The sequence below is a fragment of the Nocardia wallacei genome, from assembly GCF_014466955.1.
In the GTDB taxonomy this organism is placed as follows: Bacteria; Actinomycetota; Actinomycetes; order Mycobacteriales; family Mycobacteriaceae; genus Nocardia; species Nocardia wallacei.
The window spans coordinates 4,271,410-4,284,180 of sequence record NZ_AP023396.1 but is presented as its reverse complement, the minus strand read 5'-3'; the positions used below and the strand labels follow the sequence as shown (position 1 = coordinate 4,284,180).

The 12,771-nt window shown below is 68.7% G+C and carries 10 protein-coding genes; 8 read left to right on the top strand and 2 right to left on the bottom strand.

Going from position 1 to position 12,771, the window contains the following annotated elements:
• The first annotated feature begins 287 nt into the window (after positions 1–287).
• Positions 288–1,226: a 1-phosphofructokinase family hexose kinase gene (locus NWFMUON74_RS18820; protein ID WP_187683179.1), complete on the top strand. Its 939-nt coding sequence runs from the start codon at positions 288–290 to the stop codon at positions 1,224–1,226.
• Positions 1,223–1,771, top strand: a complete 549-nt coding sequence (locus NWFMUON74_RS36590; protein ID WP_342213933.1) for a nitroreductase/quinone reductase family protein — start codon at positions 1,223–1,225, stop codon at positions 1,769–1,771. The genes NWFMUON74_RS18820 and NWFMUON74_RS36590 overlap by 4 nt, the downstream gene beginning before the upstream one ends.
• 111 nt (positions 1,772–1,882) lie before the next feature.
• Here the strand turns inward: NWFMUON74_RS36590 and NWFMUON74_RS18810 are convergent, their stop codons facing one another.
• On the bottom strand, positions 1,883–3,337 hold the full coding sequence (locus NWFMUON74_RS18810) for a bifunctional aminoglycoside phosphotransferase/ATP-binding protein (protein ID WP_187683177.1): 1,455 nt from the start codon (positions 3,335–3,337) through the stop codon (positions 1,883–1,885).
• Positions 3,338–3,703: 366 nt separating this feature from the next.
• Here NWFMUON74_RS18810 and NWFMUON74_RS18805 point away from each other — a divergent pair, with 366 nt between their 5' ends.
• From NWFMUON74_RS18805 to NWFMUON74_RS18785, 5 genes are all read left to right on the top strand, one after another.
• Positions 3,704–4,117, top strand: coding sequence for a DUF1003 domain-containing protein (locus tag NWFMUON74_RS18805; protein WP_187683176.1), 414 nt, complete (start codon positions 3,704–3,706; stop codon positions 4,115–4,117).
• A 105-nt stretch (positions 4,118–4,222) separates the two neighbouring features.
• A complete protein-coding gene (gene otsB / locus NWFMUON74_RS18800; RefSeq protein ID WP_187689263.1) occupies positions 4,223–8,185 on the top strand; it encodes a trehalose-phosphatase in 3,963 nt (1,320 codons plus the stop codon).
• A gap of 139 nt (positions 8,186–8,324) precedes the next feature.
• Positions 8,325–9,227: a universal stress protein gene (locus NWFMUON74_RS18795; RefSeq protein WP_187683175.1), complete on the top strand. Its 903-nt coding sequence runs from the start codon at positions 8,325–8,327 to the stop codon at positions 9,225–9,227.
• Positions 9,224–10,699, top strand: a complete 1,476-nt coding sequence (locus NWFMUON74_RS18790) for a serine hydrolase domain-containing protein (RefSeq protein ID WP_187683174.1) — start codon at positions 9,224–9,226, stop codon at positions 10,697–10,699. The genes NWFMUON74_RS18795 and NWFMUON74_RS18790 overlap by 4 nt, the downstream gene beginning before the upstream one ends.
• Positions 10,700–11,081: 382 nt before the next feature.
• A complete protein-coding gene (locus tag NWFMUON74_RS18785) occupies positions 11,082–11,657 on the top strand; it encodes a dihydrofolate reductase family protein (RefSeq protein WP_187683173.1) in 576 nt (191 codons plus the stop codon).
• Here the strand turns inward: NWFMUON74_RS18785 and NWFMUON74_RS18780 are convergent.
• The gene (locus NWFMUON74_RS18780) at positions 11,639–12,349 is read right to left on the bottom strand and encodes a helix-turn-helix domain-containing protein (RefSeq protein ID WP_187683172.1); all 711 of its coding nucleotides are present in this window, start codon (positions 12,347–12,349) and stop codon (positions 11,639–11,641) included. The genes NWFMUON74_RS18785 and NWFMUON74_RS18780 overlap by 19 nt on opposite strands.
• Positions 12,350–12,442: 93 nt before the next feature.
• Between NWFMUON74_RS18780 and NWFMUON74_RS18775 the strand changes: the two genes are divergently transcribed.
• Positions 12,443–12,769: an alcohol dehydrogenase catalytic domain-containing protein gene (locus tag NWFMUON74_RS18775; protein ID WP_187683171.1), complete on the top strand. Its 327-nt coding sequence runs from the start codon at positions 12,443–12,445 to the stop codon at positions 12,767–12,769.
• Positions 12,770–12,771: the final 2 nt, after the last annotated feature.

Below are 12,771 nucleotides of genomic sequence, written 5' to 3'. Positions count from 1 at the left end.
TGCGTTACGAACTACACCGCCACCGGTCCGCGAAGATCGGTCCGGTTGTCTCAGTGTGGCGATGCCGCGGGTCGAGCCGCCGCGGGAGAACTCCTTCGATGCCAGGGACCAAGGTCATCGCGTGCGGCGGTGTACCGCGTTCGCCGGTATCGGCCGGGACTTCGGCCACCGATGCGACCTACTCGATGCCCTACCCGCGCCGCCGCGATCAACGTGGAATCGACAGTGCCGAAACATCGAGACCGCACCCGGCGACCGGCCGGGCCGGACCCCAGGAAGGTGGTGCGATGTCGATCGTCACGCTCACGATGAACCCCGCGGTCGACATCGCCACCCGCGCCCCGGCATTGCTTCCCACCGATAAAATGCGCTGTAGCACACCGCGGTTCGATCCCGGTGGCGGTGGAGTCAACGTCGCGCGCACTGCGGTGGCCCTGGGGGAATCGGCCACCGCGGTCTTCCCGGCGGGCGGGCACACGGGGCGGTTTCTCATCGAGATGGTCCGCGCGGCGGTACCCGTCCGGGCCGTGCCGGTCGCGGAACCGACGCGAGAGAGCTTCTCGGTCAGCGACACCGGCTCCGGCCGGCAGTACCGATTCGTGTTCCCGGGGGCACGGCTGACCCCGGCCGAACAGCATCGGTGTCTGGCAGCGGTCGAGGAGGTCGCCCGTTCCGCCAGGTATCTCGTCGCCAGCGGAAGTCTGCCTCCCGGTGTGCCGGAAACCTACTTCCAGCAGGTGGCCGACCTCGCCGACACGCTGGGTGTGCCGTTGATCCTCGACACCTCCGGCGCACCGCTGCGCGCCATGCGCCGTGGTGTGTATCTGTTGAAGCCGAGTGTGCGGGAACTCGCCGACTGTGTCGGGCACCCGCTACCGAACCGGGCCGACCAGGTGACCGCGGCACGTGAGCTGATCGCGGCCGGTGTCGCGCGGATCGTGGTGGTGTCGCTGGGTGCGGAAGGCGCGCTGGCCGTCACCGCGGCGGGAGACGAGTGGTTCGCGCCGATCACGGTGCCGGTGCGTAGCGGTATCGGAGCGGGTGACGCGATGGTCGGCGGTCTCACCGTCGGGCTGGCCCGCGGGCTGGATCTCGATGACGCCGTTCGTCTCGGGATCGCCGCGGCCACCGCCACACTGACGACACCCGGGACGGGCGTGGGGCTACCGTCGCGAATTCGCCAGCTGTATCACGACCTTACCGGCTCGGCCACCGTGCTCGGATGACGGTCCGCTCGGCTGGTGATCGCCTGTCGTCCGGGCTTCTGGGGATGAAAGGATCGCTCATGGGGTGGTACGGAGATTACTTGCGGTGGCTGTACCGGGGCGGGCGTCCGAATGCCTTTGCGCGACTACAGAATCGGTGGTCAGCGTGGGCGTTCGGGCTCGGTGTGCTGCCGCATCGAGCGGCGGCGCTCGGCGTTCGGGGCCGCCGCAGTGGCCGTACGGTCTGGTTCCCCGTGGTGCTGACCGACCACGACGGCGGACGGTACGTGGTGTCGATGCTGGGGGAGCACACGAACTGGGTGCGCAACCTGCGGGCCGCGGACGGCCACGCGGTATTGCGGCACGGCCGCCGGGAAACGGTGCGGCTCATCGAGGTCGAGCCGAGTCGGCGGGCGCCTGTGCTGTGGCGCTACGTCCAGGTGGCGCCCGGTGCGCGACCGCATATTCCGGTAGGGCGGGAGGCACCGCCCTCGGCGTTCGAGCCGATCGCCGCCGACTACCCGGTGTTCCGCGTGGAGCCATGCCGCGGGCGCCGGGATCAATGATGCGGTGGCACAGCGGCAGACAACGCCCGGCCGGGCCTCGGTAGCGGCCGGAATGGGCGGCCCGCTGGGCAACCCGCGGCCGAACAGCGCGGTGGATCGCCCGAGCCGGTGTCAGCGCTCGCCTGTTCGCTCCCACACGCACAACGCGGCGCGGATGCTATCGGGCAGCGGGCGGGTGGTGTCCAGGCTGACCGCAGCAGGCCAGTATGCCTGGTCGGCGGCCATCGCGGCGGCGATCGCGGGCGTCGCCTCGGATTCGCCGCCGTGGCGGGCCGTGATGCGCGCCGTGGCGACCGAAGGCGGTGCGGTACAGCGGATCTCTACGAGCTCGGCGTGGGTGTCGGCGGCCGATCGGGCCGCGCGGCGGCGCTCGTCGGCAGCACACCAGCTGGCGTCGAGCACCACCGAGTGGCCGGCTGCCAGCAGTGTCTCGGCCTCGGCGCGCATGACTGCGTACACCTGAGCCCGCGCGTCCGGACGGTAGGCGCCGCCACCGTAGACGCCCGCCGGACCGGCGAGCACGCCCTGTGCCCGGCGGCCCGCGCGGATATGGTCGCTGGACAACAGGATCGCGCCGGTCTCGTGGGCCAGCGCTTGTGCGACAGTCGACTTCCCGGTGCCCGGCAATCCGCCGACCAGCGCCAGCCGGACCGCACCGGCCTCCAGGTGCCGTATCGCCAGGTCGACGTGGCGGGCGGCGTGGTCGGCCGCGTCGTCGGCGCCCTGTCGGCAGCGGATGCAGTTCACCTTGGCGCGGACCACCGCTCGGTAGGCGATGTAGTGGTGTCGCAGCGACGGCGGCGCGGGATCGTCGGTGCGGGTCAGATACTCGGCGAGTAGCGTATCGGCGATATCGCGATGGCCGAGGAATTCCAGATCCATTGCCAGGAAAGCGATGTCGTCCAGTCGGTCGACGTGGCGCAGTGTGTCGTCGAAGTCGAGGCAATCCAAGACGCGGAAGCCGTCGGGGAACACGAAGATGTCACCGGCGTGCAGATCCCCGTGCCCGTCCACGATCCGCCCGGTCGCGATCCGCTTGTCGAACAACGGCTTCCGGCCGTCCAGATACCTCGTCACCAAACGCCGGAGGTGGTGTACGCGCGCCTCGGACACCGGTGGATCGGTGAGCCCGTCCAGCAGCGAATCCCATCGAGCGCGAACCGCGGAAACTTGCGCGGCACGGTCGATCTCCCGGCTTCGGTTCGCGCGGTCGTGAAATTCCGCGAGCACCCTTGTCAGCGCCGACAGTGCGCTCTGGGCCTCCCGCGCACCGGCGACCACGGTGGACAACCGCGCGGCGTCCGGCATGCGTCGCATGACGAGGACCGGTTCGCCGGGTCCCCCGGTCGGATCGGTGAGTCGCCCGACGCCGAGATAGACGTCCGGCGACAGTCGCCGGTTCAGCTCCAGCTCGCGCGCACACGCCTGCTCGCGCCGTGCGAGAGTGCCGAAATCGAGGAAATCGGTGACGACCGGCTTCTTCATCTTGTACGCGCGATCGCCCTGTATCAGGACCACCGCGGAGTGGGTTTCGTGGAGGACGGCGAAAGGCTCGTCGTGCGGCATGGTCTCAGTACACAAAGTGATGGCCGGGAGCGGGGAGAGGCCGGACGTCCCTGCGGCGAATGCGCCCTGCGCGCGCTGCATCGTCGCTCATGACGTCGTCCCACCATGAGGTGAGCGGGCTGGGGTCGGGCCATACCACCGGGTCGTGCGCCTGGCTGACGTGCGGTGTATTTCGCAGTTCGGCCACACCGGCCTCCTTCGTGTGCGTGCCCCCGCAATCGGGTGATCCGGGATCCGGTGCCTCCAAGATCGCCGATGTACCGGCACCCGAGCACGGGTCCAATGGCCGTTCTCGAGCGGAGAAGGTCCCACAGGGATCGCGGCGACTACCGACCTTCATCATCCGATTCGCTGAGGAGTTCGCTGATGTCACAACCACCCCGCGCCGATCAGCATCCGGTTGTGGTCGACTTCCGGAGCAGGCGCAGGGACAACTGGCAGCTGCGGTTGGCGGATTGGACCACTCGGTTCGCCGGATCGATGCCCTTCGTCTATCTCCATGCGGCGGGGTTCGCCGGGTGGATGATTCTCTGCGAGGACAGTCCGTGGCCGACGCTGACGCTCGTGGTGTCGCTGGAGGCGATCTTCCTGTCGACCTTCGTCATGATCGGGCAGAACCGTGCGGCCGAGTTCCAGCAACTGAAAGCCGATCACGACTTCGCCGAGGAAGAACTCGAACTCGAGACGAACACCGAACTGACCCGGGCCATTCACGTCATGACCACAGAACTACATCGCCGAATCATCGAGGAGAATGCCGGCCCGGCCGACGAATCGTGATAGCGGGCGAGGCTGCGCCGCCGTCCTCCGCTCGCATGGGCGAACCGGGACTTGCGACCCTTGCCGGTCCGCCGCGGCCGCGACCACAGTGGGGGTGTGCACGATATGTCGACGGCAGGGCCGACGCTGGACACGCGCCGCTACGACGCGGTGATCTTCGACATGGACGGCGTCGTGACCGACAGCGCGTCGGTTCATTTCGCCGCCTGGACAGAATTGTTCGATGCGTTTCTCGCGACCCGCCCGGCCTCGGCCGGAGAGGACACCGCTCCGTTCACCACCGCCGATTATGAGCGGTATGTGGATGGCAAACCGCGCTATGACGGTGTCGCGGATTTCCTCACCGCGCGGCGCATTCTCCTGCCCTTCGGCGAGCCGGCCGATCCCGACGACGCGATGACGATCTGCGGACTGGGCAACCGCAAGGACCGCCTCTTTCTGTCCCGGCTCCACCGTGACGGTGTACCGGCGTTCGCGTCGACGATCGCCTTGATCCGGCGGTTGCGCCGCGCCGGCGTCGGCACCGCGGTCTTCTCCGCCAGCCGCAACTGCGCCGAGGTACTCACGGCGGCCGGGATCGCCGACCTGTTCCGAATTCGAGTGGACGGCCTTGTGGCGCAGGAGCTGGCGTTGCCGGGTAAACCGGATCCGGCGATGCTCGTCGAGACGGCCCGCCGCCTGGGCGCCGACCCGGTGCGCACCGCGGTGGTCGAAGACTCCGAAGCCGGGGTGGCCGCCGGTCGTGGCGGGGGATTCGGGCTGGTCATCGGAGTGGATCGGAGTGGCCACGCCGATCGGCTGCGCGGGTCGGGCGCTGATGTGGTGGTCACCGATCTGGCCGGTGTCCGGGTACGTGATGGCTTCCGGAAAATGTGGGATCTGCCGGACGCGGTGGCCGCGTGGCCGCAAATCGCTGACCTGCTGGACGCCGACAGCGCGGCCGTCCTCCTGGATTTCGACGGCACCCTGGCCGAGATCGTGGCCGATCCGGACGCTGCGACGCTGGTCGACGGCGCGGGGGAGTCGCTGGCCGCGCTGGCGCGGGTGTGCCCGGTCGCGATCGTCAGTGGCCGCGGGCTCGATGATGTGCGGAAGCGAGTCGGGGTGGACGGGCTCTGGTATGCGGGCAGCCACGGCTACGAACTCTGCGCACCCGACGGCACAGTGCACATCCACGAGGCCGGGGCGGTGGCGGAACCCGTGTTGGCGCGCGCCGCCGCCGACATCGAACAGCGGCTGCGGAACGTCGCCGGAGTGCGGGTGGAGCACAAGCGATTCGCGGTCGCCGTCCATCACCGCAACGTCGCCCGCACAGCCGTCGGCCAGGTTGTGGGTGCCGCGCACGAGATCGGCAGGCGGCTCGGCTTACGGGTGACCAACGGCCGCATGGTCACCGAGCTGCAACCGGACGTGGACTGGGACAAAGGCCTTGCGCTGCAATGGATCATGGACCGGCTCGGGATGCCCGCTCGGCCCGTCTACGCCGGTGACGACCTGACCGATGAAGACGCGTTCGACGCGATCGCCTCCGACGGCATACCGATCGTGGTCCGTCAGGCCGAGAACGGTGATCGACGCACCGCGGCGCATTTCGCGCTGGACGGCCCCGCGCGGGTCCGCGACTTTCTCGACCGGCTCGCCGAACTGCTCTCTGGAGCTGACGAGGCCGCCGCCTCCGACTCGTGGCTACTGACCTATGACGGCTACGACCCGGCCACGGAAAAGCTGCGCGAAGCGCTGTGCACTGTCGGCAACGGCTACCTGGCCACTCGTGGCGCGGCACCCGAGTCCCGCGCCGCCGCCCATCACTATCCGGGCACCTACGCGGCCGGGATCTACAACGAACTCCGCGACGAGATCGCCGGGCGCACCGTGCACAACGAAAGCCTGGTGAATCTGCCGAACTGGCTGCCGGTCCGCTGGCGGATCGACGACAGCGAATGGTTCGACGTCGACGACACCGACATACTGACCTACCGGCAGCAATTCGATCTACGCCGCGCCGTACTCATCCGCACCCTGCGCGTGCGTGACCGGGCCGGCCGCGTCACGGCGGTGACCCAACGGCGGTTCGCGGCCATGCACGCCCCGCATCTGTGCGCGCTGGAAATGACGGTCGCCGCCGAGAACTGGTCCGGTCGCCTGACCATCACGTCCGGCATCGATGGGACGGTCCGCAACACGCTCGTCGATCGGTACCGGGATCTGTCCGGCGCACACCTCGCCGTTCGGCAGGCAGCCCCAGTGGGTACCGGCATCGCGCTGGTATTCGCCGAAACCACGCAATCTCGGATACCGATCGCGACCGCGACACGTACGGTCGTGTACCGGGATGATGAAACTCTGGTCGTCGCAAGAGAATTCACCTCCGCCGACAACCAGCCCGCGCACGAATTCGAGATCGAGATCGTTGCGGGCGAACGGGTACTGGTGGAAAAGGTCGCCGCCGTACACACCGGCCACGACACCGCCATATCCGATCCCGCCGCCCAGGCCCTGCGTTCACTCGCCGACGCGGGGCGGTTCGCCGAACTGCTCTCCCGGCACACCACGGCCTGGGAGCACCTGTGGGCACGGTTGCGTATCGACGCCGACGGCAGCGCGCATTTGGCCCGGACCACACGCCTGCACCTGATCCATCTGGCCCAGACATTATCGCCGCACACCGCCGATCTCGACGCCGGAGTACCGGCGCGCGGACTGCACGGCGAGGCCTACCGCGGTCACGTCTTCTGGGACGAACTGTTCGTGCTGCCGGTACTGACCGTGCGCTTCCCGGCATTGACCCGTGCCCTGCTCCACTACCGCTACCGGCGGCTGCCCGAAGCCCGCCGTGCCGCAGCCGATCTCGGTCGCCGCGGCGCGCTGTTTCCATGGCAGTCGGGCAGCGACGGCCGCGAACAGAGCCAGCGGTTGCATCTCAACCCGCGTTCCGGACACTGGACCCCGGACCCGAGCCACCGGGCCCACCACGCCGGTGCGGCGATCGCCTACAGCGTCTGGCAGTACTACCAGGCCACCGAGGATCGCGAGTTCCTCGCCGACCACGGCGCCGAACTGCTGGTGGAGATCGCCCGCTTCTGGTCCGGCAGTGCCGTCTACGAGCCCGCCGACGACCGCTATCACCTGCGCGGTGTCATCGGTCCGGACGAGTTCCACTCCGGATACCCGCAGGCCCCGTACGACGGTATCGATGACAACGCCTACACCAACATCATGGCCGCCTGGACGATCCGTCATGCTCTCGCCGCCATGGACCTGCTGGCACCGCGCGCTCGCGCCGAACTCATGGAGACCCTCGGCGTGACCGCGGCGGAACCCGCTCATTGGGCGGAGGTCGCATCCCGGATGTTCATTCCCTTCCACGACGGAATGATCAGCCAGTTCGCCGGTTACCATGATTTGGCCGAGTTGGACTGGGACGCCTACCGCCGTCGCTACGGCGACATCCGCCGGCTCGATCGAATCCTCGAGGCCGAAGGCGACGACGTCAACCGTTATCGCGTCGCCAAACAAGCCGACGTCCTCATGCTGCTCTACCTGCTCTCCGCCGACGAACTCCGAGACCAGCTGCACCACATGGGATATCAGCTCGACACCGACACGATCCCGCGCACGGTGGACTATTACCTCGCCCGCACCACCCACGGCTCCACCCTGAGCGCCGTCGTGCACAGCTGGGTACTCGCACGCGCCAACCGCGACCGCGCCCTGGAGTTCCTCACCGATGTCCTGGAATCCGATATCGCCGACATCCAGGGCGGCACCACCGCCGAAGGCATTCACCTCGCCGCCATGGCAGGAAGCGTCGATCTCCTGCAACGCTGCTTCACCGGTCTCGAAACCCGCAGCGGCCGAATGGGTTTCAGTCCTTGCTGGCCCGCGGCACTGGCTCCGTTGACGTTTCCGATCCGGTACCGGGGGCACCGCCTGACGATTCGGATCGACAGTCGAACCGTCGAAGTGCACGCCGACCGCGGCGACGCCGCGCCGATCGAAATCGAATGCCGCGGCCGGTCCGCGCGCCTGGCCGCCGGCGAAACGATCCGGCTGCCGGCAGGGAAGTGACCGGTGTGACCAGGGGCCGGAAACCTCGCCGCGTCTCGGCGGCCGGGGGGACGGCGGTCCATCCCGTCCGATGACCTTCTTCCCTGGGCGGGCCGCGAGTCGCGCGCGATGCTCGAAGTGACACCGACCAGGAGGCATCATGGCAGAATCCCCGACACTCGACACCGGTCTCGTGGACCGCCCGATCGTTGCGGCGGTGGACGGCTCGAAGATCTCCTACCAGGCGGTGATGTGGGCGGCGGTGGATGCCCAATTGCGGCAATGCCCGCTGCACATCGTCACGTCCAATGCGATTGCGACCGGGTACGGCCTGGGGTCGACGCTGGGCGAACCGGAACTGGAATGGCTGCGTGAAGACGGGCGGCGCGTGCTCGCCGAGGCGAGCGCGGCGGCGCGCGACGTGGTGCCGGGTGCCACGATCCCGGTCACGACGGAATCCACCTTCGAGCTACCGATCCCGGCCTTGATCGCGCGCTCGCGGGTAGCCCGGATGGTGGTGGTCGGCAACCGCGGCAGGGGTGCGATCGGCCGGGCGGTGATGGGGTCGGTGAGTACGGCGCTCACCCGGCACGCGCACTGTCCCGTCGCTGTCGTGCACGGCAATGCGCACACCGACCCGGTATCGGCGCGCCGCCCCGTGGTCGTGGGCGTCGACGGGAGCCCCACCAGTATGCGTGCCGTGGAGACAGCGTTCGAAGAGGCGTCGTGGCGAAAGGTCCCGCTGGTCGCCGTGCACGCGTGGAGCGACACGTCCGGTTACGACCTGCCCGTTCGCGGTTGGGACGATCTCCGGGAATCTCAGGACATCCTGCTGGCCGAGAATCTGGCCGGCTTCGGCGAGCGGTATCCGGACGTGGCCGTCGAACGGATCGTTGTGTGCGACAGGCCCGTTCAATCGCTGCTGGAGTATGCCGACGAGGCGCAGTTGCTGGTGGTGGGCAGCCACGGGCGTGGCGGATTCGCCAGTATGCTGCTCGGGTCGACCAGTACCGCGGTGTCGCACGCCGCCGAATGCCCGGTGATCGTGGTGCGCGAACCATGAGCCGGATCGACGGCCCCACCGGCGTGGCGACACCCGGCCGGAACACGGTGGCGAACGAGGATTCCGACCTCGCGCAGCACGTGGCCGCGTTGTTCGGGCGGCGACCGGTGGTCGGGGGAGTGGTCGCGGTCGTGCACGACGGTGTGGTCGAATACGTCCGGCACGGTTGGGCGGACATCGCCGAGCGCCGACCGGCCACCGAGCACACCGTTTTCCGGATCGCCTCGATCACGAAGACGTTCACCGCGATAGCGATCATGCAGCTGTGGGAACGCGGCCTACTCGACCTCGACGCTCCGGTCCGCAACTACCTGCGCGGTTATCGCCTGGCCCCCACCGACCCCGAATTCGGGCCGGTGACCGTGCGGCACTTGCTGACCCACACGTCCGGCATCGGCGAAACCGCTCATCCGTGGCGGGTACTCGGGCCGGATTTCGGTGAAAGTGTGCCACCGGGCGCGCCGGTGACGCCGCTCGCCGACTACTACCGGCAGGGCCTGCGGGTCGATGCCGAGCCGGGCACCCGGTGGACCTACACCAACCACGGCTTCGCCACTCTCGGCCAGGTCGTCGCCGACATCACCGGTGTCGCGTTCGCGGACTACCTGCACACGCACATCTTCCAGGCGCTGGGCATGTTCGACACGACGATGGTGTCCGGGGAGGTATCGACCCGCGACCGGGCCACCGGGTACACCCTGGGCGCGCGGGGCCCCGTACCGGTGACACACCGCGAAATGATCACCGCCCCGGCGTCTTCGGCGTACTCCACGGCTCACGACATGACCCGCTACCTCGCCGCCCTGCTGAACGGCGGCCGCAACGACCACGGCCGCATTCTGCAATCCGACACGCTCGCAACGATGTTCGCACCCCACTACCAGCCCGATCCACGGATCCCCGGCATTGGACTGGGCTTGTTCCGCGGCCTCGTCGGCGACCGCTCCGTGGTCGAACATCAGGGCATCCTGCCGGGGTTCAATGCACAGATGTGGCTGAGCCCGGCCGACCGGACCGGTGTCCTGTCGCTAGTCACCGGCGGCCACCGCGCGCTGCTGTGGTTGCCGGCCGAGACGTCGACGCTGCTGCACCAGGTACTCGGTGTCCAGGAGCCCCGCATCCGCACCGATGTCCCACACCGCCCCGAGGTCTGGCCGGACATCTGCGGTTCCTATCGGCTTCCCGGATCGCTCACCGACGTTCGCGCCCGCGGAATGGTCGGTGCCGGCGCCGAGGTCCGGATCAGCGGCGGTCGCCCCGTGCTGCGTGTCCTGACGCCGATCCCCGCACTGCTACGCGGCCTGCCACTACACCCCGACGACCGCGACGACCCCTGGGCCTACCGTCTCGACCTCACCCGGTTCGGCCTGGGCACCGGACGAATCCTGTTCGGTCGCGATGCCCGGACCGGAAGACACACAATGTATTTCGACCTCCACCCCTTGACCATGGAACGCCGGAAGCGGGGGTAGCGACAACGGACGCGTCGCGCGGTCAGCCGACAGTCGGCCACCACCCAGGCCGACACTGGATCTCGTCGACCGATCACTCGTCGCCGAGCTTCCGGCAGGGATCGACCGGTACGTCCTGCTCCGGTGGAGCGCGTTTCGCGCCAGCGCGGATCGACGACCCAACAGTGTCCAGGGGCCGCCAGCGGCGCGAAGGCATGGCGACCGAGTGTTTTCGCCCGTTCGAGCTGCGGTCACCGCAGGCTCCCGAGGGACCTCGGCAGCGAAATGTGTCGATGCCGCTCGGTGGCCGCTGACGCTCTGTCGGTTTCGTCCAAGACTGTGTGACCGGCTGTTCCTATGCTGACCGCAGGCCCGATTCGAGGCCGGTACTCAGGAGGAAAAGATGGCACGCGAACTGGTCTACACGGGTTTCATGTCGCTGGACGGCGTGGTGGACTCGCCGGGCGGAAAGGCCGAGGGGCACCGCAGCGGCGGGTGGGTGATGGACACCGAATTCGTCCCCGAGGCGTTCGCTCTCAAAGGGGAGGAACTCGCCGACACCACCGCGCTCATGTTCGGTCGCCGTAGTTACGAGGCGTTCGCCCCGATCTGGCGCGACTCCGAGGACCACGCCGCGTACAAAGAGCTGCCCAAGTATGTCGTCTCGTCCGGGTTGACCGAGGACGCGCTGATCGACGGCTGGGGAGAGATCACGATTCTGCGCACCACGGAGGATGTCGAGAAGCTCAAGCAGACCGCCGGCGGGCCGATCTACATTCACGGCAGCGCGGAACTGGCCCGGCGGCTGGGCGAGGCCGATCTGATCGACAGGTACAACCTGCTCGTCTTCCCGGTGCTGTTGGGCGCGGGAAAGAATCTGTTCACCCGAGCGGACCGGGACAAGCAATCGCTGCGGTTGCGGGATTCGGCGAGCTATTCCAACGGCGTCACCAAACTCGTCTACGAGGTGGTGCGCTGACCGGGGTCGAGTGCGATCGCGCCCCCGATCCCGGCCCGCAACTGCTGGGCCGTCCGCCCGACGTACCGGCGTAGCGCACGGGCGAGATGGGGTTCGTCGTAGTACCCGAGTTTGTCGACGACCTGAGCGGCCGTCGCACCGGAGGTCAACAGGATCGCGGCGGTGCGGGCCCGCCCGATCTGCCGGACCCCGCCCTGCGTGAGCCCGGTCGCTGCCCGGAATCGACGCTCGAGCGTGCGCTCGCCGACCCCCGGCGCCGACCCCTGTAGCGTCGCCGCGACCAGCGGGTCGCGGACCACGACCCCGTCGCGCACGAGCCGGGCGACCAGCGCCTCCGCGTCGTCCGGCCGCGGCGTCTCCCGATGGACTCCGTCGAGGAAGAAGGTCCGGCCGGTCACGTCGGGCAGCACGATGCCGCCGTCGAGCAGTGCGGATGTCGCGGTCATGCGCAGCGAGGTGCCCACGGCGAACTGGATTCCCACGAACTGGGCGCCCTCGGGGACGGGCGCGGTACCCGTCCGGGTCTCCGGCCCGGTGATCGCCGCCTGGGCGCGCCCGGCCTGCTCCCAGAACACCAGCCCCCAGGTCTCCGAGGCGACCGAGGTCATCTCCGAGACGTCGTCGCTGCGGCAGGTCCACACCGACTCGACCCACGGCGAATCCGACCCGCGCGTCCCGAAATCCAGCCCCACCTCGCAAATCTTAAACCGACGAACCCGCACGCACCCTAGGCACCTCGAAGTGCGTACTTCCCGGTGAAGAGCGGAGCTTCCTGGATTCGGGGCATGGCAGAGCGGGGGACGATGCGGGCCGTGGTCGCTCGCGGTTACAGCGGACCAGACGTGCTCGAGGTCGTCGAGGTCCCGGTTCCCGCACCGGGTCGCGGGCAGGTGTTGATTCGCGTCGAGGCCGCCGCGGTCAACCCCGTAGACCTTGTTGTCACTTGCTCCGGCGATCTGGCGGCCGCAGGACTGATGGCCCCACGGGACGTCACCGGAATCGGCTGGGACGTCGCGGCCGAGATCGCTTGCCTCGGAACAGGTGTCGCCACGTTCGCGGTCGGGCAGCCGGTCATCGGACTGGATCTCCTCGATCGCGCCCTGGCCGACTAGCC